At 75.6% G+C, this 21708-nt stretch carries 22 protein-coding genes; 11 read left to right on the top strand and 11 right to left on the bottom strand.

The features are described 5' to 3' along the window. Positions 1-29: 29 nt before the first annotated feature. Positions 30-908, bottom strand: coding sequence for an alpha/beta fold hydrolase (locus OHA34_RS13585; protein WP_285944132.1), 879 nt, complete (start codon positions 906-908; stop codon positions 30-32). 397 nt (positions 909-1305) lie between these two features. On the opposite strand from OHA34_RS13585, the gene OHA34_RS13590 reads away from it, so the two are divergent. After that, a complete protein-coding gene (locus OHA34_RS13590; RefSeq protein ID WP_329521781.1) occupies positions 1306-1884 on the top strand; it encodes a TIGR03086 family metal-binding protein in 579 nt (192 codons plus the stop codon). Positions 1885-1995: 111 nt separating this feature from the next. Here OHA34_RS13590 and OHA34_RS13595 read toward each other — a convergent pair whose 3' ends face one another. Beyond that, positions 1996-2844 carry an NAD(P)H-binding protein gene (locus tag OHA34_RS13595; RefSeq protein ID WP_329521782.1) on the bottom strand — a complete coding sequence of 283 codons (849 nt, stop codon included), beginning with the start codon at positions 2842-2844 and terminating at the stop codon, positions 1996-1998. Positions 2845-2936: 92 nt separating this feature from the next. Here OHA34_RS13595 and OHA34_RS13600 point away from each other — a divergent pair, with 92 nt between their 5' ends. Next, positions 2937-3746, top strand: a complete 810-nt coding sequence (locus OHA34_RS13600) for a helix-turn-helix transcriptional regulator (protein ID WP_329521783.1) — start codon at positions 2937-2939, stop codon at positions 3744-3746. 15 nt (positions 3747-3761) lie between these two features. Here the strand turns inward: OHA34_RS13600 and OHA34_RS13605 are convergent, their stop codons facing one another. Next, positions 3762-4559, bottom strand: a complete 798-nt coding sequence (locus OHA34_RS13605) for a methyltransferase domain-containing protein (protein ID WP_329521784.1) — start codon at positions 4557-4559, stop codon at positions 3762-3764. Between the two features lie 120 nt (positions 4560-4679). Beyond that, positions 4680-4901 carry a hypothetical protein gene (locus OHA34_RS13610; RefSeq protein ID WP_285944127.1) on the bottom strand — a complete coding sequence of 74 codons (222 nt, stop codon included), beginning with the start codon at positions 4899-4901 and terminating at the stop codon, positions 4680-4682. Between the two features lie 323 nt (positions 4902-5224). On the opposite strand from OHA34_RS13610, the gene OHA34_RS13615 reads away from it, so the two are divergent. The 4 genes from OHA34_RS13615 (at position 5225) to OHA34_RS13630 (ending at position 8396) form a co-directional block, all read left to right on the top strand. Next, complete coding sequence (locus OHA34_RS13615; RefSeq protein WP_329521785.1) at positions 5225-6499, top strand: sensor histidine kinase; 1275 nt, start codon at positions 5225-5227, stop codon at positions 6497-6499. Beyond that, positions 6496-7143: a response regulator transcription factor gene (locus OHA34_RS13620; protein WP_329521786.1), complete on the top strand. Its 648-nt coding sequence runs from the start codon at positions 6496-6498 to the stop codon at positions 7141-7143. The genes OHA34_RS13615 and OHA34_RS13620 overlap by 4 nt, the downstream gene beginning before the upstream one ends. An 84-nt stretch (positions 7144-7227) precedes the next feature. After that, positions 7228-7590, top strand: a complete 363-nt coding sequence (locus OHA34_RS13625) for a hypothetical protein (RefSeq protein WP_329521787.1) — start codon at positions 7228-7230, stop codon at positions 7588-7590. Between the two features lie 122 nt (positions 7591-7712). Continuing rightward, positions 7713-8396, top strand: coding sequence for a DUF4328 domain-containing protein (locus tag OHA34_RS13630; protein ID WP_285944123.1), 684 nt, complete (start codon positions 7713-7715; stop codon positions 8394-8396). A gap of 51 nt (positions 8397-8447) precedes the next feature. On the opposite strand, the gene OHA34_RS13635 is transcribed toward OHA34_RS13630, so the two are convergent. The 3 genes from OHA34_RS13635 to OHA34_RS13645 form a co-directional block, all read right to left on the bottom strand. Beyond that, the gene (locus tag OHA34_RS13635) at positions 8448-11993 is read right to left on the bottom strand and encodes a DNA polymerase III subunit alpha (RefSeq protein WP_329521788.1); all 3546 of its coding nucleotides are present in this window, start codon (positions 11991-11993) and stop codon (positions 8448-8450) included. Positions 11994-12000: 7 nt separating this feature from the next. Further along, positions 12001-12276, bottom strand: coding sequence for a DUF6504 family protein (locus OHA34_RS13640; RefSeq protein WP_329521789.1), 276 nt, complete (start codon positions 12274-12276; stop codon positions 12001-12003). A 197-nt stretch (positions 12277-12473) separates the two neighbouring features. After that, positions 12474-12749 (bottom strand): hypothetical protein, encoded by a 276-nt coding sequence (locus OHA34_RS13645; protein ID WP_285944120.1) that lies wholly within the window; start codon positions 12747-12749, stop codon positions 12474-12476. A 334-nt stretch (positions 12750-13083) separates the two neighbouring features. Here OHA34_RS13645 and OHA34_RS13650 point away from each other — a divergent pair, with 334 nt between their 5' ends. The 3 genes from OHA34_RS13650 to OHA34_RS13660 all read left to right on the top strand — a co-directional run bounded on the left by OHA34_RS13650 (position 13084) and on the right by OHA34_RS13660 (position 17060). Beyond that, positions 13084-13713: a TetR family transcriptional regulator gene (locus OHA34_RS13650; RefSeq protein ID WP_329521790.1), complete on the top strand. Its 630-nt coding sequence runs from the start codon at positions 13084-13086 to the stop codon at positions 13711-13713. 146 nt (positions 13714-13859) lie between these two features. After that, the gene (locus OHA34_RS13655) at positions 13860-15221 is read left to right on the top strand and encodes a DUF4389 domain-containing protein (RefSeq protein ID WP_285944118.1); all 1362 of its coding nucleotides are present in this window, start codon (positions 13860-13862) and stop codon (positions 15219-15221) included. A 51-nt stretch (positions 15222-15272) separates the two neighbouring features. Continuing rightward, entirely contained in the window at positions 15273-17060 is a 1788-nt protein-coding gene (locus tag OHA34_RS13660) for a serine/threonine-protein kinase (protein WP_329521791.1), read from the top strand. Here OHA34_RS13660 and OHA34_RS13665 read toward each other — a convergent pair. Then, a complete protein-coding gene (locus OHA34_RS13665; protein ID WP_285944116.1) occupies positions 17050-18009 on the bottom strand; it encodes an alpha/beta hydrolase in 960 nt (319 codons plus the stop codon). The two genes, OHA34_RS13660 and OHA34_RS13665, sit on opposite strands and share 11 nt — an antisense overlap. A gap of 129 nt (positions 18010-18138) precedes the next feature. On the opposite strand from OHA34_RS13665, the gene OHA34_RS13670 reads away from it, so the two are divergent. Next, positions 18139-18597 (top strand): toxin glutamine deamidase domain-containing protein, encoded by a 459-nt coding sequence (locus tag OHA34_RS13670; RefSeq protein WP_329521792.1) that lies wholly within the window; start codon positions 18139-18141, stop codon positions 18595-18597. Continuing rightward, the gene (locus OHA34_RS13675) at positions 18594-18872 is read left to right on the top strand and encodes a hypothetical protein (RefSeq protein WP_285944114.1); all 279 of its coding nucleotides are present in this window, start codon (positions 18594-18596) and stop codon (positions 18870-18872) included. Before OHA34_RS13670 ends, OHA34_RS13675 begins: the two co-directional genes overlap by 4 nt. A gap of 9 nt (positions 18873-18881) precedes the next feature. On the opposite strand, the gene OHA34_RS13680 is transcribed toward OHA34_RS13675, so the two are convergent. The 3 genes from OHA34_RS13680 to OHA34_RS13690 are packed head-to-tail and all read right to left on the bottom strand — an operon-like array spanning position 18882 to position 21576. Beyond that, complete coding sequence (locus tag OHA34_RS13680; RefSeq protein ID WP_329521793.1) at positions 18882-20390, bottom strand: DUF6297 family protein; 1509 nt, start codon at positions 20388-20390, stop codon at positions 18882-18884. Beyond that, on the bottom strand, positions 20387-21013 hold the full coding sequence (locus tag OHA34_RS13685; RefSeq protein ID WP_285944112.1) for an ABC transporter ATP-binding protein: 627 nt from the start codon (positions 21011-21013) through the stop codon (positions 20387-20389). Before OHA34_RS13685 ends, OHA34_RS13680 begins: the two co-directional genes overlap by 4 nt. A gap of 53 nt (positions 21014-21066) precedes the next feature. Further along, positions 21067-21576 carry an ATP-binding protein gene (locus OHA34_RS13690; protein ID WP_329521794.1) on the bottom strand — a complete coding sequence of 170 codons (510 nt, stop codon included), beginning with the start codon at positions 21574-21576 and terminating at the stop codon, positions 21067-21069. Positions 21577-21708 lie beyond the last annotated feature (132 nt).

Raw genomic sequence — 21708 nt, forward strand, 5'->3', positions numbered from 1 at the left:
GGGCCGTCCGCGGGCCGGTCGTCCGCGGGTCAGTCGGCGCGGTGGGCCGCGTCCTGGAGGAACGGGAGCACCGCGTCCAGGAAGCGGGCGGGCGCCTCGGCGAAGGGCGCATGGCCGGTCGGCAGCGGGCACCAGATGCCCTGGGGCAGGGCCCGCCTGACCCTGCGGACGTCCATGCCGACCATCGGATCGCGGGTTCCCCACACCAGCAGGGTGGGCGCGGTGATGGCGCCCGCCCGGACGCGCAGGTCGTGGTCGGGCGAGGCGAAGCTCCGCCAGAGGGCCGCCTCCACCGCGATCGTCCGGGGGTCGTGCCGGCGCGCCGCGTCCCTGCTGATCATCTCTCGCACCGTGCCGGTGCGGCGGCGCAGGTAGAACCGGGGCATCCGGCCGGAGGCGGCCCGCACGGCGGGCTCGGTCCCCATCAGGCGGATGACCCCGCGGGTCAGGGGGCCGCCGAGCCGGCTGAACCCGCCGCTGTTGACCAGCACGAGCGCGGTCACGGCGGCGGGGCGGGCGAGCGCGAGGCCGGCCGCGGCGTAGCCGCCGACGCTGTTGCCGATCACCGCGGCGCGGCGCAGCCCGAGCCCGTCCAGGATCTCCGGCACGATCGCGGCGAAGCCCATCGCCGAGACCTCGCGGCCCGTCGCGGGCGGGGCGGCGGAGCCGGGCCCCGCGGTCGCTCCGACCGAGCCGGTCCGCACGGCGAGCCGCGCGGTGGCGGGCGGGGAGTCGCCGTAGCCGGGCCAGTCGACGGCGTAGGTGGTGTGGCGGCGGGCGAGCGCGGGGAGCACCGCGTCGTAGTCGCGGTGGTCGCCGGGGTTGGCGTGCAGCAGCACCAGCGCCGGTCCGGCGCCCCGTACGGCCACGGCCACCGGGCCGAGCGAGGTCTCGATCTGCATGGTCATCTGCCCGGACGGCCCGGGATCCCCTCTGCCGCACACGGCCGCCTCAGGCGCGGCACCGCTCCGCCGGGGAGCCGGCGGCGCCGACGCTAACCGCCATCGACCGGACGGTCAACAAGCGGTTGCGGCCTCTGTGGAACCGCGCGGTTCGCCGCTCCCCGGAGGTTTCGACGGGTGGACGCGGGGCGCGCGGCGTCCCTCCAGGTCGCCGGGCCGCCGCCGGACGCGCCCGCCCGTCCGGGCACGGTCCCGGCCGTCCGGCCGCGGCCGGACGGGCCGTTGGCCGCTCGCGGCCAACGGGCGGGGTCCGGCTGAGCCGCCGATGATTTTCGCGTGCTCGCCGGGTCAGTCCTGGTACCCGACCCAGTGGTGCCCGAACCGGATCACGAAGGAGCCACCGATGACCCCGAGGCCCGATCTCACCCCGACGGCACGGCGGATGGCCGATCTGCTCGCCGCGGTCGACGACGGTCAGCTCGCGCTGCCCACCCCCTGCCCGGAGTTCACCCTCGGCGACCTGATCGACCATGTCGGCGGGCTGTCGGCGGCGTTCGTCCGGACGGCCAGGAAGCAGCCCAAGGGGCCCGATGGCGCGCCGTCCGCCGACGAGGCGCGGCTGGAGGACGGCTGGCGCGACCGGATCACCCGGCAGCTCGCCGAGCTCGCGGACGCCTGGCGCGAGCCGGGCTCCTGGGAGGGGATGACCCGGGCGGGCGGGTTCGACCTGCCCGCGGAGGTGGCCGGCGCGGTCGCGCTGAACGAGCTCCTCGTCCACGGCTGGGACGTCGCGCGGGCCAGCGGGCAGCCGTTCACGGCCGACCCGGAGGCGCTCGGCTCGTCGCTGCGGCTCCTGGAGCCGAAGGACGGCGCGGGGTCCGAGGGGCTGTTCGGGCCGATCGTGCAGGTCCCGGCGGACGCCCCGGACCTCGACCGGGTGATCGGACTGTCCGGCCGCGACCCCGGATGGACGCCGCGGTAGACCTCGGGGTCGCCCCGGCCCCAGCTCAGGGACGTGACCGCCGGGAAGGCCGCCGGGGAGGTCCCCGGCGGCCTCCCGGCCTTCACACTGAGGGGCGGTGGTGCGTGCGGGTCAGGACTCCGGTGCGGTGAAGTCGGCGGCGTGGTCGGCGGCCCACTCGGCGAAGCTGCGCGGCGGCCGTCCGGTGATCTCCTGGACGGTCCCGGTCGTCTCGGCGGGCCGGCCCACCGCCTCCTCGGCGGTCCGGATCAGGGCCTCGGCGACGTCCGGCGGGCCCCACTGGGCCAGCTCCGCGCGGTGATCGTCCAGGCTCTGCCGGACGATCCGGACCGGGCGGCCGATCGCCGCGCCGATCTGCTCGGCCTGCTCCCGCCGGGTCAGCGACCCCGGCCCGGTGAGCACGTGGACGGCGCCCAGGTGCTCGGTCCCGGGGTCGGTCAGGACGCGGGCGGCGACCGCCGCGATGTCGGCCTCGTGGACGGGTGCCGCGTGGGACTCCGGGAACGGGTCGCACACGGTCCCCTCCGCGCGGACCGAACCCGCCCATTGCAGCGCGTTGGTCGCGAACCCGCCGGGGCGCAGGAACGTCCACGGGATCCCCGAACCGGCCACCGCCTGCTCCGCGTCACCGTGAATCCGCGGGATGCGGTCGGCCGCGCCGGGCTCGGCGCCGAGGGCGGACAGCAGCACGATGTGCTCCACCCCGGCGGCACGGGCCTCGGCGACGAACCCGTCCAGGCCGGTGGGTTCGGCGTACACGAACACCTTGGTCGCACCGGCGAGCGCGGCGCCCAGCGTCTCCGGCCTCGCCAGGTCGGCCTCCATCACGTCCACACCGGCGGGGAGGCGGGCGGCGGCGGGCTCGCGCCCGGCCGCGCGGACCTTATGCCCTGCGGTGAGGAGTTGCTCTATAAGGCTGCGCGCGATCGCGCCGCGCGCTCCGGTCACCAGAATCGTCATGCCTCAATGCTGCTCCGGCCGGGGCCGGGCCGGGTAGGCACGCTCGGGCCTGGGAGTCGCGGTACCAGGCCCGCTCGGCCATGATGGCCGGAATGAACAAGGAGGAGCTGGGCGGATTCCTGCGCAGCCGGCGCGCCCGTGTCCAGCCGGCCGAGATGGGGCTGGCCGCCGGCGCCCGCCGCCAGACGCCGGGACTGCGCCGCGAGGAGGTCGCCCTCCTGGCCGGGATCTCCGTCGACTACTACATCCGGCTGGAGCAGGGGCGCGGGCCGCACCCGTCCGAGCAGGTGCTCGGGGCGCTCGGCCGCGTCCTGCGGCTGACCGCCGACGAGCACGACCATCTGCTGCGGCTGGCGGGCCATCCGCCGGTCCGCGCCGTCCCCACCCGCGAGGTGCCCGGCAACGTGCTGCGGCTGCTGGAGCGGCTCGACGGCGTGCCGGCCATGGTGATCAACGTCCGGTACGACGTGCTCGCCTGGAACCCGATGCTGGTGGCGCTGATCGGCGACCCGGCGGAGCGGCCGGCGGGCGAGCGCAACACGCTGCGCTGGCTGTTCGGCGGCGACCGGCCCCCGTCCGGCAGCATGCTCCAGCTCGGCCGCCAGTGCGTCGCCGACCTGCGCGCCAGCGGCCGGTACCCCGGCGACCCCGACGTGCGGCGGCTGGTGGACGAGCTTTCGGCGTCCAGCCCGCAGTTCGCCGCGCTGTGGGCGGCGCGCGAGATCGCGGTGCAGCGGACGCTGAGGAAGCGGACCGTCCACCCGGTCGTCGGCGAGCTGGAGCTCGACTGCGAGATCCTCCCCGTCCCCGGACGCGATCAGCGCCTCGTCCTCTACACCGCCGCGCCCGGGACCGCCTCCGGCCACGCCCTGCGGCGCCTGCGCGACACCTTGCCCGGCTGAGAAGCCCGCTGTGCCTCAGGCGCGGCAGAGGATCTCGCCATGGACGACGGCGAACCAGCCGTCGTCGGCGGCGGCCCACGTTTTCCAGCCCGCATGGATCCGCTGGAGGTCCGCGCGGGTCGCGTGCCCGCCGGACACGGCGCTCTCGGCGATCGAGGAGTGGATCATCCGGCCGCCCCACGACTCGCTCCACCACTCGCGCTCCTCCGGGGTGGAGTAGCACCAGTTCGACACGGAGGCGGTCACGTCGGCGAAGCCGGACCGCCGCGCCCAGGACACCAGCCGCCGTCCCGCGTCGGGCTCGCCGCCGTTACCGCGCGCCACCTTGTAGTAGACGGGCAGCCAGGTGTCCATGCCGGGCGGGCTCGGGTACCAGAGCATGCCGCCGAAGTCGGCCTCCCTGACCGCGACGATCCCGCCCGGCCGGCACACGCGGCGCATCTCGCGCAGCGCCTGGACGGGGTCGGCGAGGTGCTGGAGGACCTGGTGCGCGTGGACGACGTCGAAGGAGTCGTCGGGGAAGTCGAGGGCGTGCACGTCGGCGACCGCGAACTCCACGTTGCCGAGACCCTGCCCGGCGGCCGTCCGCTCGGCCTCGGCCAGCACCGCCGCGGCGGAGTCGACCGCGGTGACCCGGCCGGGCGCGACCCGCCCGGCCAGGCCGGCGGTGATGGTGCCGGGGCCGCATCCCACGTCCAGCAGCGCCGTGCCGGGACGCAGGTGCGGCAGCAGGTGGGCCGCCGAGTTCTCGGCGGTGCGCCACTGGTGCGAGCTCAGCACCGTCGCGTGGTGCCCGTGGGTGTACCTGGTCATCGGATCCACCTCTCTCCGCCCGCCCGACGGAGCTCCGGTGTGCCGCCGGCCGGTGACCGCAGCCTAGAACGCTTCTCACAATTTGAGAAGTGCGTCTCGTATTTTGAGACGACGGGACGGTCAGGCGGCCAGCGCGACCCGGGACGGCCTCTCCGGGGGGACGGTCGCCGCGGACAGCGCCTCCACCACGGCGAGCGCGCGGGCCGGCGGCGGCGCGGTCTCGGCGTAGGCGTTCAGCGCCAGGTTGGACATTTCGGTGAGCCACGGCTGGACCAGGGTCCGCTCGGCGGGCCCTTGCAGTCGCGGCTGGGCGAGATGGAACGTGCCGGTCGCTTCGCTCACTGCCACTACCCCTTCCAGATGCCGGCGGGACGGACGCTTGCGCGCCCCACCCCCACCGGCCGGGACGTACCCCTGGGTACGCATCGAACAAGCTCTTCGGTCCGCTCGGCATTCCGTGACGTCTCCCACGTCACAAGGCCACCGTACGCGCCACCACTGACATTTTTCGAATGCATGTTCGACTATTGCCCGCCGTTCCGCGCCGCGTCCGGCACGGGCGCGCGACAGCGGGGCGGGCGCGGCGCGGACGGCGCGGACGGCGGGTGCGCGATCGGCCGAAAGGCGGATTCCGCACTCCGCCCCGGGCCCTAGCCTGCGTAGTCATGGACGACACGGGCGCGCGGGTGGACCGGATCCATTTCGCGGGCGGCTGCCTGGCGCGCGTCGCCCACCTCGGGTGCGCCGGGCTGTACCTGCTGCTGTGCCTGGCGGCGGCGTTCAACCACGCGTTCGACTTCTGGCTGATCGGCGTGGCCGTCGTCGTCACCGGCGCGGCGGTCTCGGTGCGGCACCGGTTCCCCTGGGCGGTCGGCGCGCTGGGCGCGTCGGCGCTGACCACCCTGTTCATCGTGCTCGCCGACCCGCCGTTCCGGGGACCGAGCACGGCGGTGGAGGTCGGCGGCCTGCTGGTGCTGATCGTCCGGGTGCTGTGGCGGGAGGGCCGGGAGCGGCTGATCCCGGTCGCGGTGGCGCTGTCGGTCACGATCGTGGTGCTGCCGCTGCGCGCCTCGGCGATCCAGGCGGTGCTGTTCGTCGCGCCGCTCGGTGTACTGGTCGCGGTCGCCATCGGGATCGGCCTCTACCTGCGGGCGATCGACACCCGGCGGGCCCGGGCGCTGGTCTCCGCGCGCCGGGACGAGCGGCTGGAGCTGGCCCGCGACCTGCACGACTTCGTCGCCCACCACGTGACCGGGATCGTGGTGCAGGCGCAGGCGGCGCGGTTCGCCGCCGGGTCGGGCACGGCGCCGGACCCGGAGCAGCTCGACACGATGTTCGCCGGGATCGAGCAGGCGGGCACCGAGGCGCTGACCTCGATGCGCCGCATGGTCGGGCTGCTGCGCGACGCCCAGAACGCGACCGCGTCCGACGGCGACGCCGGGCGCGGTGAGGGGGACGGCGGGGGCGCGGGTAGGGGTTCCGGCGGGGGCGCCGGGCACGCGGAGAACGGCGGGGACCGTCCGCCGACCAGCCCGGTCGGCGACCTGGCCCAGGTCGAGAGCCTCGTCGCCGCATTCGGCGACCCGCCCGCCTCGCTGTGGCTGGCGCCGGACCTCGGCGGGCTGCCGCCCGAGGTGGCGACCTCGGTGCACCGCGTCGTCCAGGAGGCGCTGACCAACATCCGCAAGCACGCCGCCGACGCCACCGCCGTGCAGGTGACGGTGGCCCGGCGGGACGGCGAGACGGTCGAGGTCGCCGTCCGCGACGACGGGCAGGGACGGGGGCGCAGGCTGCCGTCCAGCGGGTTCGGGCTCTCCGGCCTGGGCGAACGGGTCGAGGCGCTCGGCGGCCGGCTGGCCGCGGGCCCCCGGCCCGGGGGCGGCTGGGAGGTCACCGCCGTACTGCCCGCCCGCCGGACCCTGCGAGAATCGGACGGGTGACCACCCGTGTACTGATCGCCGACGACCAGGAGATGGTCCGGACCGGATTCCGGATGATCGTCGACTCGCAGCCCGACATGGAGGTGGTCGGCGAGGCCCGGGACGGCGCCGAGGCCGTCGCGCTGGCGCGGCGGCTGCGCCCGGAGGTGTGCCTGTTCGACATCCGGATGCCCCGGATGGACGGGCTGGAGGCGACCCGGCTGCTGGCCGGCCCGGACGTGGCCGAGCCGCTCCGGGTGGTGATCGTCACCACCTTCGACATGGACGAGTACGTCTACGGCGCGCTGCGCGGCGGCGCGGTCGGGTTCCTGCTCAAGGACAGCGGTCCCGCGCTGCTGGTGGAGGCCGTCCGGGCCGCTGCCAACGGCGAGGCGCTGGTCTCCCCCTCGATCACCGTCCGGCTGCTGGAGCACCTGGCCACCGCGTCCGCCGCGCCCGCGCCGCCGCGCGGCTCGCTCACCGGACGCGAGCTGGACGTGGTGCGGCTCGTCGCGCGCGGGCGCACCAACGACGAGATCGCCGGCGAGCTGTTCGTGTCGCTGTCCACGGTCAAGACCCACCTGAGCAGCATCCAGCGCAGGCTGGACGCGCGGAACCGGGTCGAGATCGCGGCGTGGGCATGGGAGTCGGGCCTCATGCGCTGACCGGACCGGGCGGCGGACGGCACGCGGCGCGCGGACGGTGGCCACGGACCGCGGACCGCGGGGCGGCGGCGGGAAACTGGGGACATGGCACTGGGACCGGAGTCGCTGGGCGGCATACCCGTCGCGCTCCTCATCATCTGGGCCCTGGGCGCCGCCGGGTGGGGCGCCGTCCTCGCCGGGCTGCGCCACGGCCTGCGCGGGCGGGCCCGCGGGTCGGCGCTGTTCGCGCACGTCCTGACCCTCGCGGGCGCGGTGTTCGGCTGCACGGTGCTCGGGTTCGGATTCCTGTACGTGTCGATCGCGCTCACCGCCGAATGGTGGGCGCTGGCCCTCGTCACCGGGTTCCGCCCGGAGCGGCTGCTCGACTCCGGCGGCCTCGGCCGGCTGGCGGTCTGGGCGGTCCTCACCACGGCCGGGATCCTCGCCGCCGGGGCCCTGGTGCTGTGACCCCGGGGTGAGGGCGGACTGGCGGAGAGATGTTCGAACCAGCGCGAACCTCCATTGGGCGCCGATAGTCAAACCTCCGTAGTATCCACGGCAAGGCACCACAAACCCCTCGGAGGTGGATCATGCCGTGTGCGCTGTGCGGCGACATCATCCCGACCGAGGTCGCCCGCTGCCCGGCCTGCGGGGCGTGGGCGCGGCGCCGCGACTTCCGCGCGGTGGGCGTGGCCGTCTTCATGCTGCTCGGGTTCAACGCCTTCGTCGCGCTCGGCTCGGGGATCAGCCTGCTGCGGCTGGAGGCGCCGCTGCGCGGCAGCACCCACGACACCTATGACCCGGGGGGCACCGAGCACGCGCTGGCGCCGTACTCGGACGTGTTCCTCATCGGCGGCGTCATGGCGGGCGTCACCGGGCTGCTCTACCTCGCCTGGCTGTGGCGCGCGTACGGGCAGTCGCCCGGCCCGCACCGGCACCGCCGGGCGTGGGTGGTGTTCGGCTGGCTCTGCCCGGTGGTCAACCTGTGGCTGCCGCCCCGTCTGGTCTACGACGTCTGGGTCAACAGCGGCCGGTACCGCGTCGCCGAGCGGCACGCGGCGGCCCTGGTGGTGGCGGGCTGGTGGGCCTGCGTGCTGACCGGGATCGGGCTGGCCCGGATGTTCTCCGGCGGGCACGGCGTCCAAACGCTGGCCGACGCCCGGTTCTCGGTGCACGTCGGCGTCGCCGCGGCGGCCTTCCAGGCCCTCGCCGCCGCCCTCTGCATGGCCACGGTGTTCCAGATCACCCGCCTCCAGATCGCCCGCGACTCCTGACCCTCGCCCCTCCTTATCCCTCCCCTCCCCTGCCCGCCGCGCCGCGCCGCGTCAGCGGGGTTCGGTGGGGCCCGAGCTGCCGCCGCTGGCGTGCCAGAGCCGAGCCGGAGGACGCCTGGCGGTGTCGCCCGCGTGGCCGATGTCGGCGTACGGCGAGGTCGCGAAGCCGGTCGCGTGGACGACGCGCCGCCCGGTCCCGCCTCCCTCCCCGCCCGGACCCGGCCGCGCCATCAGCCGCCGGACGGCCTCGATGCCGCCCCGCCGCCGTTCCTCCTCCAGGGTGGGCAGGTCCCAGCAGGCGGTGGCGGTGATCGAGACCGCCCGCGCGCCGGCCCGGCGGACCCGGCCGCGCGCCACCAGCAGCCAGGAGCCGAACACGATCGCCGCGCACCGCTCCTGCACCGACTCGAAGAACGCCAGGTCGACCGGGCCGGTCGCGTCGTCGAGCGTGGCGAAGATGACGCGCTGGCCCGACCGCACGGCCGGGGTCTGGGTGGCGACCTTGACGCCGGCGACCAGGACCTCGCCCCCGCCGGGCCGGTCCGCGAGATCGCGGGCGCGGACCGCGCCGAGCCCGCGCAGCAGCCCGCCGTAGAAGGTCAGCACGTGCCGGCTGACGTCCAGGCCGAGGACCTCCAGCTCCGCCTCCACCATCTCCGACGGCGTCATCGGCGGCAGCTCGCCCGGCCGGATCTCCTCCACGATCCCGGCGCCGAGGACGTCCCCGGTCTCGTCGCCGAGGGGGAGCTGGCCCTCGCCCACGCCGCGTCCCGGACGGGCGGTGGCGCGGTCGAGCGCCCCGACCCGGCAGAGCAGATCGCGGCGCGGCGCGGGCCCGCCGCCCCCGGGACCGGGCTGGTACAGGGCGTCGAACCCTCCGGCCAGCACGAGCCGTTCGGCGATCGGCCGGGACACCCGGGCGCGCCGCCAGAAGTCGGACAGCGACCGGTACGGCCGCTCGGCGACGATGCGGCCGGCCTCCGCGTCGGTGATCCCCTTGACCTCGTTCAACGCCACCCGAATCCCGTACGTGGACGCACCGGACGCACCGGACGCGGCGTCCTGGTCAGACGGTACGGGCGGCGGGACGGGCGGAGCGGGCATCGGCTCGGGCTCGGGAATCGGCGGCGCGGCCGAGACCGGACCTCCCGCGGACACGGGCTCGACATGCCAGTCCACCGCCGACCGGTTGACGTCCAGCGGCAGGATCGGGACGCCGAAGTGCCGGGCGTCGTCCAGGATCACCCGCTTGGGGTACATGCCGGGGTCGTGGGTGAGCACCCCGGCGAAGAACGCGGCGGTGTGGTGCCGTTTCAGCCAAGCCGACTGGTACGTGGGCAGGGCGAACGACGCGGCGTGCGCCTTGCAGAACCCGAACGCACCGAACGCGGCGAGCGTCCGCCAGACCCGTTCGACCACCGCGGCGCCGTAGCCGCGTGCCAGCGCCCGCGTGCGGAACCAGGCGCCGACGACCGCCTGGCCCTTCGCGCCCGTCAGGCTCCGCCGCGCGGCCTCGGCCTGCGACAGCCCGCAGCCGGTCATGATGGCGACGACGCGCAGGACCTGCTCGTGGAAGACCACGATGCCGAGGCTCTCGCGCAGCGCCCCGGCCAGGTCCGGATGCGGGTAGTCGGGCTCCCGGCGCCCGGCCCGCGACTCCAGGTAGGGGGTGACCATGTCCGAGCCGACCGGGCCCGGGCGGAACAGCGAGATGTCGATGACCAGGTCGTCCAGGTCGCGCGGCTGGAGCCTGCCGATCAGCTCGCGCTGGCCCGGCGACTCGATCTGGAAGCAGCCGAGCGTGCGGGAGGTGCGGATCAGCTCGAAGGTGGCGGCGTCGTCGCGCGGGACGTCCTCCAGCGCGATCCGCTCCCCCTCCACCCGGGCGACCTCGGCCACCGTGTGCGCCATCGCCGACTGCATCCGCACCCCGATGACGTCGAGCTTGAGCAGCCCCATCGCCTCGACGTCGTCCTTGTCGAACTGGCTCATCGGGAAGCCCGCCGCGCTCGGCTCCAGCGGCGTGCGGTCGGGCAGCGTCGGGTTCGACAGCAGCACGCCGCAGGGGTGCAGCGCGATGTGCCGGGGCAGCCCGTCCAGGCGCTCGGCGATCCGGAACAGCACCTCCAGCCGCTCCTGCGCCAGGTTGCTCTGCCGCAGCTCGGGCAGGTCGTGCAGGGCGGCGCGGATCTGCTCCGCCCGGACGTGCGGGAACGCCTTGGCGATCACGTCGATCTCGCTCGGCGGCAGCCCGACCGCGTTGCCGACGTCGCGGATGGCGCTGCGCGCCCGGTAGGTCTCCATCATCGACACGCACGCGGTGCTCTCCGCGCCGAACCGGTCGAACAGCAGCCGGTAGGCCTCCAAGCGCCGGGCCGACTCGACGTCGAGGTCGATGTCGGGCAGGCCGGGGCGGCTGTCGGCCAGGAACCGCTCCATCAGCAGGCCGTGCCGCAGCGGGTCCAGGTCGCTGATCCCGATCAGATGGTTGACCAGGCTGCCGGCGCCCGAGCCGCGGACCGCGCAGCGGATGCCGCGGGACCGGACCAGTTCGGCGGCGTCCGCGACGGTGAGGAAGTAGGCGGCCAGGCCCTTGCGCGCGATGACGGCCAGCTCGTCCGCGAGCCGGTCCGCCGCCGCGCCGGACCGGTCGAGGCCGCGTCGGGCCAGGCCGCCGGCGCACCGGGCGGCGAGGCGCGCGTGCGGGTCGTCGCCGGCGTCCGGCAGGTGGACGCGGTCCATGCCGAGGTCGCGGACCGGGTCCAGGGCGCAGCGTTCGGCCAGCCGCCGGGTCGCGGCGACCAGCGCGTCCGCCTCGGCGGCACCGCAGCCCAGCTCGGCGACCCGGCGCATCTCGGCCTCGGACTTGAGGTAGGCGTGCCCGGTCCGGTCGTCCAGGTGCCGCCGGTCGAGCGGGACGAGGCGCCGCGTCACGTCGAGCACCTGCGCCACCGGATGGTCGGCGGCCTCCAGGTAGCGGACGGCGTTGCCGAGCACGGCCGGGACCCCGGTCTCGCGGGCGAGGGCCAGCATCCGGGCGGCGCGGTGCCCGTCGCCCCGGTCCTGGTGGTCGACGATCTCCAGCACCGGCTCGGCCGTCTCCCGCCAGGCCGCCAGCCGCCGGGCGGCCAGGTCGGGACGGCGGGCGGCGACGGCGCGGCCCACGTCGGAGGCCGGCCCGAGCAGCACCACGAGACCGGCCGAGTGCGTCCCGACCAGCTCGCGGCGCACGGCCGGCCGCCGTCCCCGCTCGCCCGTCGCCCCCGGCCCGACGTCCGTCCGGCGGGCGGCGTGGGCGGCGGTGACCAGGCGGCACAGCGACGTCCAGCCGGTCCGGCCGGTGGCGAGGACGACCACCCGGCCCTCCTCGGGCGTCCCGGCCGGATCCCCGTCGTAGTCCAGGGCGAGGTCGGCGCCGAGGACGGGCCGGATGCCCGCGTCCCGGCAGGCCCGGACGTGCCGGACCGCCCCGTAGAGACCGTCGCGGTCGGTCAGGGCCAGGGTCTCCATGCCGAGCCCGGCCGCCCGTTCGGCGAGCGCCCGTGGCTGCGCCACGCCGTACCGCAGCGAGTAGGCGGAGGCGACGTGCAGGTGCACGGCCGCCTCAGTCCCACAGCCGGGAGAGCAGCCACGAGCCGGTCGCCGCGTCGCGGCGCAGTTCGTACACCCCGGTCTCGCGCTCCGGGGTGGCCTCGACCCGCCAGAACTCCCGCTCGCCGGGGACGTCGGCGGCGGGCGGCGGCTCGCGCCACCAGTCGCGGGTGGCGACCCAGTGCTCCAGCACCCGCCGCACGGTGTAGAGCCGCCCCCGCCAGACGAACCGGACCGGACGTCCGTCGCTGGTCCAGACCTCGACGGGATCGCCGAAAACGCGCGCCATCCACCCTCCCCCGCCCTCGTGCCTCGCGTTCACCGCACGGGGGAAGGCATGCGGCCTCTTCGAACATACGTTCGCAGGCGAGTCTAGGGTCGGCCGCGACCGGGAGGCAAGGCGGGGGCACCGCAGGAGCACGTCAGGGGCGCGGCGGGGGCACGGCGGGCGGACCGCCGGCCGGGCGGGACGAGGCGCGGGCGGGGTCAGGTGAGGAGGGTCACGAAGCGTTCGGCGACCTTGGCCACGTCGGAGACGTCGGCGATGCCGCCGCCGGTCCACAGGTAGGACCAGCCGGGCCCGACCGGCGTCGCGACGACCATGATCTGGCGCCGGACGCCGGTGCCCATGACGGTCAGCACCGACTCCTCGGGACCGGCCAGCCGCCAGCGCAGCCCGCGCGCCTCGACCTCGTACGCGAGCGCGGCGAGATGGTGCCGCCGCACTTCGGCGATCTCCCGCGCACCGACAACAGACACCACGATCAGCCGCCTCATCAGGGGGTACGAATCGCCGCCCGATGACCCGGAGCGCCCGAACGGCGACATTTGGTGACCAGCCCCAAGGATGACCCGCGCGCCCATCCGGCGCCGGTGAATCCCGGAGACTCGGTCCCCCTAATTCCTGTCCCTACCGAGAGTACCCATCCCGTAACAGAGAGTTACTAGATACTTACGTACGGCGGCCCGGCCCGTGACCGTCCCATGACCGGCGGACCGCGCCGACGCCGGGCCGGGAGCCCGGCTTCCGTGATACACCCCTTGATTGGACGGGCGTCCGGGAACATCCGCGCCCCGGACCCGAAGGAGCCCGACGATGACCGCCGAGCGACCGTGCCACGGGCTGCGCGAGCGCAAGAAGCAGCGGACACGGCTGGCGCTCACCGACGCGGCGCTCGACCTGTTCCTCGACCAGGGGTACGAGCGGACGACGATCGACGAGATCGTGGCCGCGGTCGAGGTGTCGCAGCGCACCTTCTTCCGCTACTTCGCCACCAAGGAGGACGTCCTCACCGGCTTCCTCGCCGGGTACGACCGGCTCATGGCCGCTGCACTGGCCGCCCGCCCGCCCGCCGAGCGGCCCTTCACCGCACTGTTCGAGGCGCTGCGCACCGTGCTGAGCGCGATCGCCGAGGGCGCCCCGGACGACGCCGCCAGGTTCCGCCGCGTCCGGCAGGTGTTCGAGGCCACGCCGGCGCTGCTCCCCGCGCAGATGGCGCGGTTCTCGGCGTCGGAGAAGGCGCTCGCCGCCGAGATCGCCCGCCGCGAGGGGGTGGACCCCGAGCGGGACCTCCGCCCGCAGATCATGGTCGCCTTCCACTCGGCCGCGACCCGGGTCGCCTTCGAGGAGTGCGCCCGGAACGAGGTCTGGGACGCGGCCACGGTCGCCGCCCGGATCGAGGACGTCGTCGTCCTCGCCGGCCGCACCATGGGCGACTGGATCTGACCGCCCGCGGTCCCGCACGGCCCGATCCGACCGCCCGCGGTCACTCCGTGGAGTGATCCCCGCTTCACTCTCACGTCCCATCCGCGGCGGGTCCGGCTCCCCTAGGCTGGGCCCGGAAAAACGATCTTCCTAGGAGCCCGCCCCCCATGACGACCCCCGCCGCCGGCCCCCTCCACCAGGACGAGCCCCGCGTCCTCGGCCCGTACCGCCTCCTCGGCCGGCTCGGCCGCGGCGGCATGGGGACGGTGTACCTGGCCGCGGAGCCGACCGGCCGCCGGGTCGCGGTGAAGGTGGTCAACCGGGAGCTGGCCGGCGAGACCGCGTTCCTGGACCGGTTCCGGCGGGAGGTGACCGCGGCCCGCCAGGTGCACCGGTTCTGCACCGCGCCGCTGATCGACGCCGATCTGGACGCCGACCCGCCCTACATCGTCACCGAGTACATCGACGGCCCCAGCCTGGAGCAGACGGTCGCCGAGCGCGGCCCGCTGCCCGGCTCCGACCTGGAGGGCCTCGCCGTGGGGGTGGCGACCGCACTGGCCGCGATCCACGGCGCCGGGATCGTGCACCGCGACCTCAAGCCCGCCAACGTGCTGCTGTCCCCGACCGGCCCGCGCGTCATCGACTTCGGCATCGCCCGCGCGCTCGACGCCGCCGACGGGCCGACCCGCACCGGCCAGTTCATCGGCACCCCCGCCTACATCGCCCCCGAGATCCTGCACGGCGAACCGGTGTGCCAGGCGTCCGACGTGTTCTCCTGGGGATGCGTGGTCGCCTACGCCGGCACCGGACGGCCGCCCTTCCAGGGCGGGACGGTGGCCGAGGTCTTCAAGCGCATCAGCGGCGACCCGCCCGTGCTCGACGGGCTCGACCCGGGGCTGCGCGCGCTCGTCGCCCTCACTCTCGGCAAGGACCCGCGCAACCGGCCGACCGCGCAGGGGCTCCTGGCGCGGCTGCTCGGCCAGGAGAAGGCCGACCCCGAACGGGCCGCGGCGAGGGTCACAGCGACCTGGCACCGCCCCGGCACGGTCCCGGCGGACCAAGGAACGGGCACGGGCACCGGCACGGGGACGGGCGGGGCCGCGTCCGCCGCCGTCCCGCCGACCGGGCCCGCCTCCACGGCCCCTGGCGCCGAGGCCCCCGGCGGTGGTCCCGTCCCGGCCACGGCGCCGCCGGGATCGGTGCCGGCGGTACCCGAGCGGCAGACCGTCCAGGTGAACCTGCCCTACCCCGAGGCGTGGCGCGGGCCCAAGCGGTGGTTCACCCTGGTCCGGGGGCTGATGGCGCTCCCGCATCTGGTGGTCATGCTCGTCCTGAGCGTGCTGCTGGTGGTGGTGATGGTGCTGAGCTGGCCGATCATCCCGTTCACCGGGCACTACCCCCGATCGCTGTTCCGCTTCGTCGTCGGCTTCCAGCGCTGGTCAGGACGGGTGGTGGCGTACGCCTTCATGCTCACCGACGAAAAGATCCCGCCGTTCCGCACCCTGCCCCGGGCGCTGCGCTCACGCTGACGTCCGGAGTACTAGGGTTCTCGACAAAGGCCCCCAACCACCAGGAACACGATGACCACGCACGCAGGAGAGAACACGCTCCGGCCCGAGGACCCCCGTGAGCTCGGGCCCTACCGGCTGATCGCCCGGCTCGGCCGGGGCGGGATGGGCACGGTCTTCCTGGGCGAGGACGGCTCGGGCCGCCGGGTCGCCGTCAAGGTGATCAACCGGGAGCTGGCCGGCGAGACCGCGTTCCTGGACCGGTTCCGGCAGGAGGTGACCGCGGCCCGCCAGGTCCGCCGGTTCTGCACCGCGCCGGTGATCGACGCCGAGCTGGACCGGCAGCCGCCGTACGTGGTCACCGAGTACATCGAGGGCCCGAGCCTGGAGCACGCGGTCGCCGAGCGCGGCCCGCTGCCCGGCTCCGACCTGGAGGGCCTCGCCGTCGGGGTGGCGACCGCGCTGGCCGCGATCCACGCCGCCGGGATCGTGCACCGCGACCTCAAGCCCGCCAACGTGCTGATGTCCGCCACCGGCCCGCGCGTCATCGACTTCGGCATCGCCCGCGCCCTGGACGCCGCCGACGGGCCGACCCGCACCGGCCAGTTCATCGGCACCCCCGCCTACATCGCCCCCGAGATCCTCCGCGGCGAACCGGTCACCGCGGCGTCCGACGTGTTCTCCTGGGGATGCGTGGTCGCCTACGCCGGCACCGGCAGCGCCCCGTTCACCGGCGTCACGGTGCCCGAGATCTTCTACCGGGTCGCGCACGGCGACCCGGTGCTGGACGGTCTCGACGCGGGGCTGCGCGACATCGTCGCCGCGGCGCTCGACAAGGACCCGCGCAACCGCCCGTCCAACCAGGAGCTGCTCAGCCGGCTGGTCGGCCACGCGCGGCCCGACCCGGCGCAGCTCGCCGAGACCGTCCAGGCGGGCTGGCACGGCGCCATGCCCCCGCCGCCGCAGGGCCCGCAGGGCCCGCAGGCCCCGCAGATCCCGCAGGCCCCGATGCCCCCGCCGCCGCCGAACGGCGGGTACCCGCAGTCCGGCCCCACGGCGATGCTCGGCCACGACGCCACCCGCGGCGATCCGCGCCCGGCCCGCGCCGAGGGCACCGGCACCTCGCGCAGGCCGCTGCTGATCGGCGCCGCCGCCCTCGCCGCGGTGGTCCTGGTGGGCGCGGGCGCGTACGCGCTGTTCGGGTCGGACGGCCCGCCCGGCGACACCGCCAGCTTCTACGAGACCGACTTCGCCTCCGGGCAGAGCGGCTGGTACGGCGACAACTACACCGAGAGCAGCGGCCAGGGTGTGCAGAACGGCCACTACCGGATCGATCTCAAGAGCAACAACAGCGCGGGCTTCACCCTCGCCGCGAGTCCCGTCGACGACACCAAGCAGCTTCCCAAGCAGCAGCTCGTCACCGCCCAGGTGACCCCGGCGTCGGGGCCCAACTACGGGCAGTTCGGCCTGTTCTGCCGCGGCTCGAAGGAGATCGGCGAGGAGGGCGGCTACCAGTTCCTGATCCGCCGGGACGGGAAGGGCTCGCTGATCCGCAAGGTGTCGCCCGTGGTCGGCGCCAAGGAGCTCGCCACGGGCGACGACGCCGGCGGCTACGAGGCGCCCGAGGCCGGCAAGCCGGGCCGCCCCAGCAAGGTCCAGATCGCCTGCGAGGAGCAGGACGGGGGCAAGAAGGTCAGGCTGCGGCTCTGGGTGAACGGCGACCTCGCCGCCTCCGCCACCGACTCCGACCAGGTGCTCCCGAACCGGAACTCCGGGCTGATCGTCACCCGGATCAGCGAGACCCAGGAGACCCTGGCGGTCGACTACGACGACTTCGAGATCGCCGAGATCAAGGGCTAGCCGGCAGGTAGGCGCCCATCCAGCGGGCGAGCTCGGCGAAGACCCGCTCCCGCACCGGCCCGGCCGACAGCACCAGGTCGTGCAGGCCGCCCTCGACCCGCACCAGCGTGACGTGCGGGCCGAGCCGCGGCGCCCAGCGCGCCATGTGCGCCACGTCCAGGACCGCGTCGGCGCCGGTCACGTCGGTGGCCCGGCGGCCGGGCCGGACGCTGCGGTCCGAGCTCATCACCAGCACCGGCACGTCGATGCCGAGCCCGGCGTGCAGGCGGAGCTGCCCCCGCCGCACCGCCGCCAGCCACCCGGCCCGCACCGTGAACCCGAGGAGCGGCTTCCACTCCAGGTCGAAGTCCCATTCGCCCTCGTGGTCGCGGTGCAGGCTGCGCGGGTAGGCGCCGGACACCCCGGCGGGCATCGCGGCCATCGGGAACCGCGCGCGCAGCGTCCGCGCCAGCCCGGCGCCGAGCTTGCGCACCGGGAGCGGCTCGGCGATGTCGAGGAACGGGCTGTTGAGGAAGAGCCCGTCGACCAGGCCCCGGCCGCGCACCCGGTCGGCCCACAGCGCCGCGAGCAGCCCGCCGGTGGAGTGCCCGTTCAGCAGCAGCGAGTCGTGCCCGTCCACGTCCCGGACGATCCGCACCGCCTCGTCGATCTCGGGGAAGTACTCGGTGAGGCTGCCCACGTAGTTGGGCGTCTGGTGCGGGCGCAGCGACCGCCCGTACTTGCGCAGGTCGAGCGCGTAGAAGTCGACGCCCCGCCCCACGAAGAAGTCGGCGAGGTTCCGCTGGAAGAAGTAGTCGACGAACCCGTGCAGGTAGAGCACCGCGCGCCGCGACGGCTCGGCGCACCGCCGCCGGACGAGCGTGGCCACCACCTCGCCCTCGGCGTCCCGTCCCATCGGCAGCTCGATCGCCTCGTACCCCGGCCCGAGCACGTCCGCCGTCACGTCCATGACACCCTCCCTCACCGGCTCCGGCCCCACCCTACGGCCCCGCCCCATCCGCCCGGCGGCGGGGATTTGACCGGTGGCGGGAGATCCGTACGATCTCGGGGATCACCGACGAATGCGGAGCCCCGTCCGATGGCCGAGTCCCCCCAGCTCGAACAGAGCCGGACCAGCAACGCGCTGGAATGCGCGCTGTCCTTCATCCAGACCTGGAACGGAAATCCGCAGGCCGCGGGCACGATCGCCTACCACCCGCAGGATCCGCTCGGGATGCTGTGCGGCGAGGTGGGCGGCCGGGACCGGGCCGAGCAGGTGCTGGGCGCGGCGTTCCGCTACATCGGGCCGGACGCGTCCGCGCTGGACGCGATCGGCGAGCGGCTGCGCGTCCTCGGCCACGGGCACTGCGCGCTCATCGTGAACGGCTGGCGGCCCGAGGAGGGCACCGGCACCCACGCCTGGAACGCCTGCAACCACGAGGGCCGGATCACCTGGATGGACGCCAACCGGGGCGAGCGCTCCACCACGCCGTTGTACCCGCAGGTGTACGGGGTGTGGGCCATCATCGTCGACTCCGACGGACGGGGCATGCCGTGATCACGCGCGAGTTCGTGCTGGAACGCTCCCGGGCGATGTTCGCCGCCTCGCCCTCCGCCGGCGGGCGCCCCGTCGAGGTCGGGGTGTACGAGTTCGACCTCGGCTTCGTGGTGTGGCCGGTCGAGCCGCCGCCCGCCGACTGGTCCCGTCCGCCCGGAACCGTCGGCGGCAGCGTGCTGGTGCTGGACCGGCAGACCGGCTCGGCCGGCGTCTTCCCCCGGCTCGCCGCCCCGGTGGTCGCGGAGATGTACCGCAAGCAGCAGGCCGGGGGCTGACCGCCCCGGTCAGCGCCGCGCGCAAAGCAGGTAGCCGCCCAGCGCCGCCGCGCCGCACAGCGCCTGCGCGGCCAGGTGGGCGCCGGACGGCTCGCCGGTCAGGGCCAGCAGCGTGGGCGCGCAGCCGAGCAGTGCGAGGTCGGCGCCGGTCGCGGCCCAGAGGAGCGGGCCGGTGGGCATGGCTCCGACGGGGGTGTCGAGGACCGGCATCGCGTGGTCGGCCGGACGCCGCCGCGCCATCCGCAGCGCCCCGGCGGCCAGCGCGGGCGCCGCCGCCGGGCCGAGCAGCCACCACGGGCCCGGGGGCAGCGCGTGCGCCAGGCCGAGCCCGGCCAGCGCGAGGGTGAGCCAGGCGCCGCCCAGCAGCGCCGGGAGCACCGCGCGCGCCGCGAGCACCGGGCGGAGGCCGATGCCGAACAGCCGGGCGAGGCTCGGGTCGTCGCCGTCGCGGCGGGCGCCCGTGGTGCACGCGACCGCGGCGGCCAGCGCCCCCGCGGCCAGCACGGCCGTCGAGGCCGCGCCCACCGCCTGCGCGGTGAGGGCGGGCAGTGCCGCGGACGCGAGCACCGCCGACAGCCGGCCGGGACGGCGCGCAAGCCTGCGCCAGTCGGGCCAGGCCAGCGCGAGCGCCGGGGACGCGGCCGTCCCGGACGCCGCGCGCCGCGTCAGCGGCGCGGGCCATGGGCGGGAGCGCAGGGCCCGGCCGCGCCAGTGGGCGTCCTCGGCGATCCAGGTCAGGATGCCCGGGTCGAGCGCGGCCGACGCACCGGCCACGTGCCCGGCCCGGGTGGACGAGGCCAGCAGGGCACGGGCGGGGATGCGCTCGAGCGCCCCCCAGGCCGACCTGAGCAGGAGTGCGGCGGTGGCCGCGCAGGACGCGGCGAGGGCAGCGCCGAGCGACACCGGCGCGCCCGCGACGGAGGCCAGCATGTGCCGTCCGGGACCGCTTCCGAGCACGGCGGCGAGCACGGCCGCCGCCAGGACGCCGGCGATCGCCCCCTGGAGCCAGGCGTCCCAGGCCTGCGACGACTGGGCCAGCACGGCGGTCGCCATCCCGCCGGCCGCGGCCGAGACCCCCAGCACCACCGCGGTGATCAGCCGCACCGCGGGATCGTCCGGCAGGCCGAGGGCGGCGAGCAGCGCCACGCCGAGGGCCGCGCCGCCGAGCAGCGCGACCAGCAGCAGGACCGCGGCCGGCCGGCCGAGCACGCCCCGGCGCGGGAGCGGCGACAGCACCAGCCAGGCCGCGTCGGCGGCGGACGTCGCGACCGGCCCGAACGCGCGGGCGAGTGCGAGGAAGCCCGCGTAGCCGAGCCCGGCCAGGGCCAGCCCGGCCCCGATCCGGGACGGCTCCACCTGGCGCGCGATGGACGTGACGGAGACGAGGGCGAGCCGTCCGAGCGACAGCACCGCCAGCGCGAGCCCGGCGATCAGCGCGTACCGGTCGGTCCAGGTCGGCGCCCGCCGGCCCCGGGTCCGGGTCCGGATGAACGCCCGGACGAGGTGGACCTGCGTCACGCGGCGCCCCCCAGGGTGACCCGGCGGGCGTGCGCGGCGCCGGCGAGGTCGAGGTCGTGGGTGGCCATCACCACGGTGCCGCCGCCCGCCGCGTACCCGGCCAGGATCGTCGCCAGCCGCGCCCGGAACGCCGGGTCGAGGCCGCGCTCGGGCTCGTCCAGCAGGAGCAGCCGGCTCGGCCGGATCAGCGCCATCGCGAGCGACAGCCGCTGCCGCTGGCCGGTCGAGAGGGTCGGCGGGGCCGCGTCGGCCCGCGTCCGCAGCTCGAACAGGTCGAGGGCCGCGCCGACCTCCAGCCGGGGGGACGGGTGGACGGCGTGCATCAGCTCCAGGTGCTCGCGCACCGACAGCCCCGGGTACCAGGCCGGCTCGTCGGCCGCCAGGACGACGTCGCGCCAGAAGCCCGGCTCGTCCGCCGGCGGCCGGTCGAGGACGCCGAGCTCCCCGGCCGCCGGCCGCTCGAGCCCCGCGAGGCAGCGCAGCAGCGTCGACTTGCCCGCGCCGTTCACCCCGACCACGGCGACGACCTCGCCCCGGCCGACCGAGAGGTCGATCCCCTGCACGACCGCGACACCGCCGAGCTCCACGTCCAGGCCGGTGACGGTGACGGTTGTTTCTGTCATCGTCTGACCCTAATGCCCGGTGCGGACGGGCGCCCCGGGCATCGGCGGCCTCTTCACCTGACCCCGGGGGGTTCGAGCAGGGAGAAGCCGACGGCCTTGCCGAGGCCCGGGGCGGTGCAGGTGATGGTGGGATAGGCGGCGCAGCGGCCCGCGGTGAGGCCGTGGACGAGCGCGAGGCCACGGCCGCCGAGGGCCAGCGTGGCGATGAGCGCGTCCCGGTCGCCGCCGGGTCCCGGGCCGGACGGCGCGCCGAGGAGTTCGGGGACGCGGCCGAGGGACGGGGCGGAGTCGGCCAGCTCGCACCAGACCGGGTGCCGGGTCGAGCCCGCGAAGAGGACGCGCAGCTCGTACGGTGGCCGCGCGTGCCGGACGCCGTTGGCCGCGAGTTCGGCGGCGACGAGTTCGAGCTCGGCCGACCTCGCGTCGGGCACGCCGGCCCGGGCGAGGACGTCCCGGAGGATGGACCGGGCGCGGTGCTCGGTCCGGCGCCGGGGCAGGCGCCAGATCCGCGCGGACCACGGGGTGCACCAGGGACGGGCGGTTTGAGGGATCGCCGTTCGCATCAAGCCCACCTCACACGTGACGGTTCGTATGTGAATTCGGACGCACAGTGACCGAACTTCTGCCACACTGGCGGAAGATCTCTTTCTCCACAAGGTGTTCAAAGTAGAAACTTGCAATCCCACCTGGAGGTG

The organism is Spirillospora sp. NBC_01491, assembly GCF_036227065.1.
Lineage (GTDB): Bacteria > Actinomycetota > Actinomycetes > Streptosporangiales > Streptosporangiaceae > Spirillospora > Spirillospora xylanilytica.

Bases quoted from the DNA above. Each gene is read 5' to 3' on its own strand.
- OHA34_RS13625 (WP_329521787.1), top strand. From the start codon at position 7,228: ATGGCACTGGGACCGGAGTCGCTGGGCGGCATACCCGTCGCGCTCCTC.
- OHA34_RS13665 (WP_285944116.1), bottom strand. From the start codon at position 18,009: ATGGACGTGACGGCGGACGTGCTCGGGCCGGGGTACGAGGCGATCGAG.
- OHA34_RS13670 (WP_329521792.1), top strand. From the start codon at position 18,139: ATGGCCGAGTCCCCCCAGCTCGAACAGAGCCGGACCAGCAACGCGCTG.
- OHA34_RS13615 (WP_329521785.1), top strand. From the start codon at position 5,225: ATGGACGACACGGGCGCGCGGGTGGACCGGATCCATTTCGCGGGCGGC.
- OHA34_RS13685 (WP_285944112.1), bottom strand. From the start codon at position 21,013: ATGACAGAAACAACCGTCACCGTCACCGGCCTGGACGTGGAGCTCGGC.
- OHA34_RS13605 (WP_329521784.1), bottom strand. From the start codon at position 4,559: ATGACCAGGTACACCCACGGGCACCACGCGACGGTGCTGAGCTCGCAC.
- OHA34_RS13640 (WP_329521789.1), bottom strand. From the start codon at position 12,276: ATGGCGCGCGTTTTCGGCGATCCCGTCGAGGTCTGGACCAGCGACGGA.
- OHA34_RS13630 (WP_285944123.1), top strand. From the start codon at position 7,713: ATGCCGTGTGCGCTGTGCGGCGACATCATCCCGACCGAGGTCGCCCGC.
- OHA34_RS13650 (WP_329521790.1), top strand. From the start codon at position 13,084: ATGACCGCCGAGCGACCGTGCCACGGGCTGCGCGAGCGCAAGAAGCAG.
- OHA34_RS13595 (WP_329521782.1), bottom strand. From the start codon at position 2,844: ATGACGATTCTGGTGACCGGAGCGCGCGGCGCGATCGCGCGCAGCCTT.
- OHA34_RS13600 (WP_329521783.1), top strand. From the start codon at position 2,937: ATGAACAAGGAGGAGCTGGGCGGATTCCTGCGCAGCCGGCGCGCCCGT.
- OHA34_RS13590 (WP_329521781.1), top strand. From the start codon at position 1,306: ATGACCCCGAGGCCCGATCTCACCCCGACGGCACGGCGGATGGCCGAT.
- OHA34_RS13660 (WP_329521791.1), top strand. From the start codon at position 15,273: ATGACCACGCACGCAGGAGAGAACACGCTCCGGCCCGAGGACCCCCGT.
- OHA34_RS13585 (WP_285944132.1), bottom strand. From the start codon at position 908: ATGACCATGCAGATCGAGACCTCGCTCGGCCCGGTGGCCGTGGCCGTA.
- OHA34_RS13655 (WP_285944118.1), top strand. From the start codon at position 13,860: ATGACGACCCCCGCCGCCGGCCCCCTCCACCAGGACGAGCCCCGCGTC.
- OHA34_RS13690 (WP_329521794.1), bottom strand. From the start codon at position 21,576: ATGCGAACGGCGATCCCTCAAACCGCCCGTCCCTGGTGCACCCCGTGG.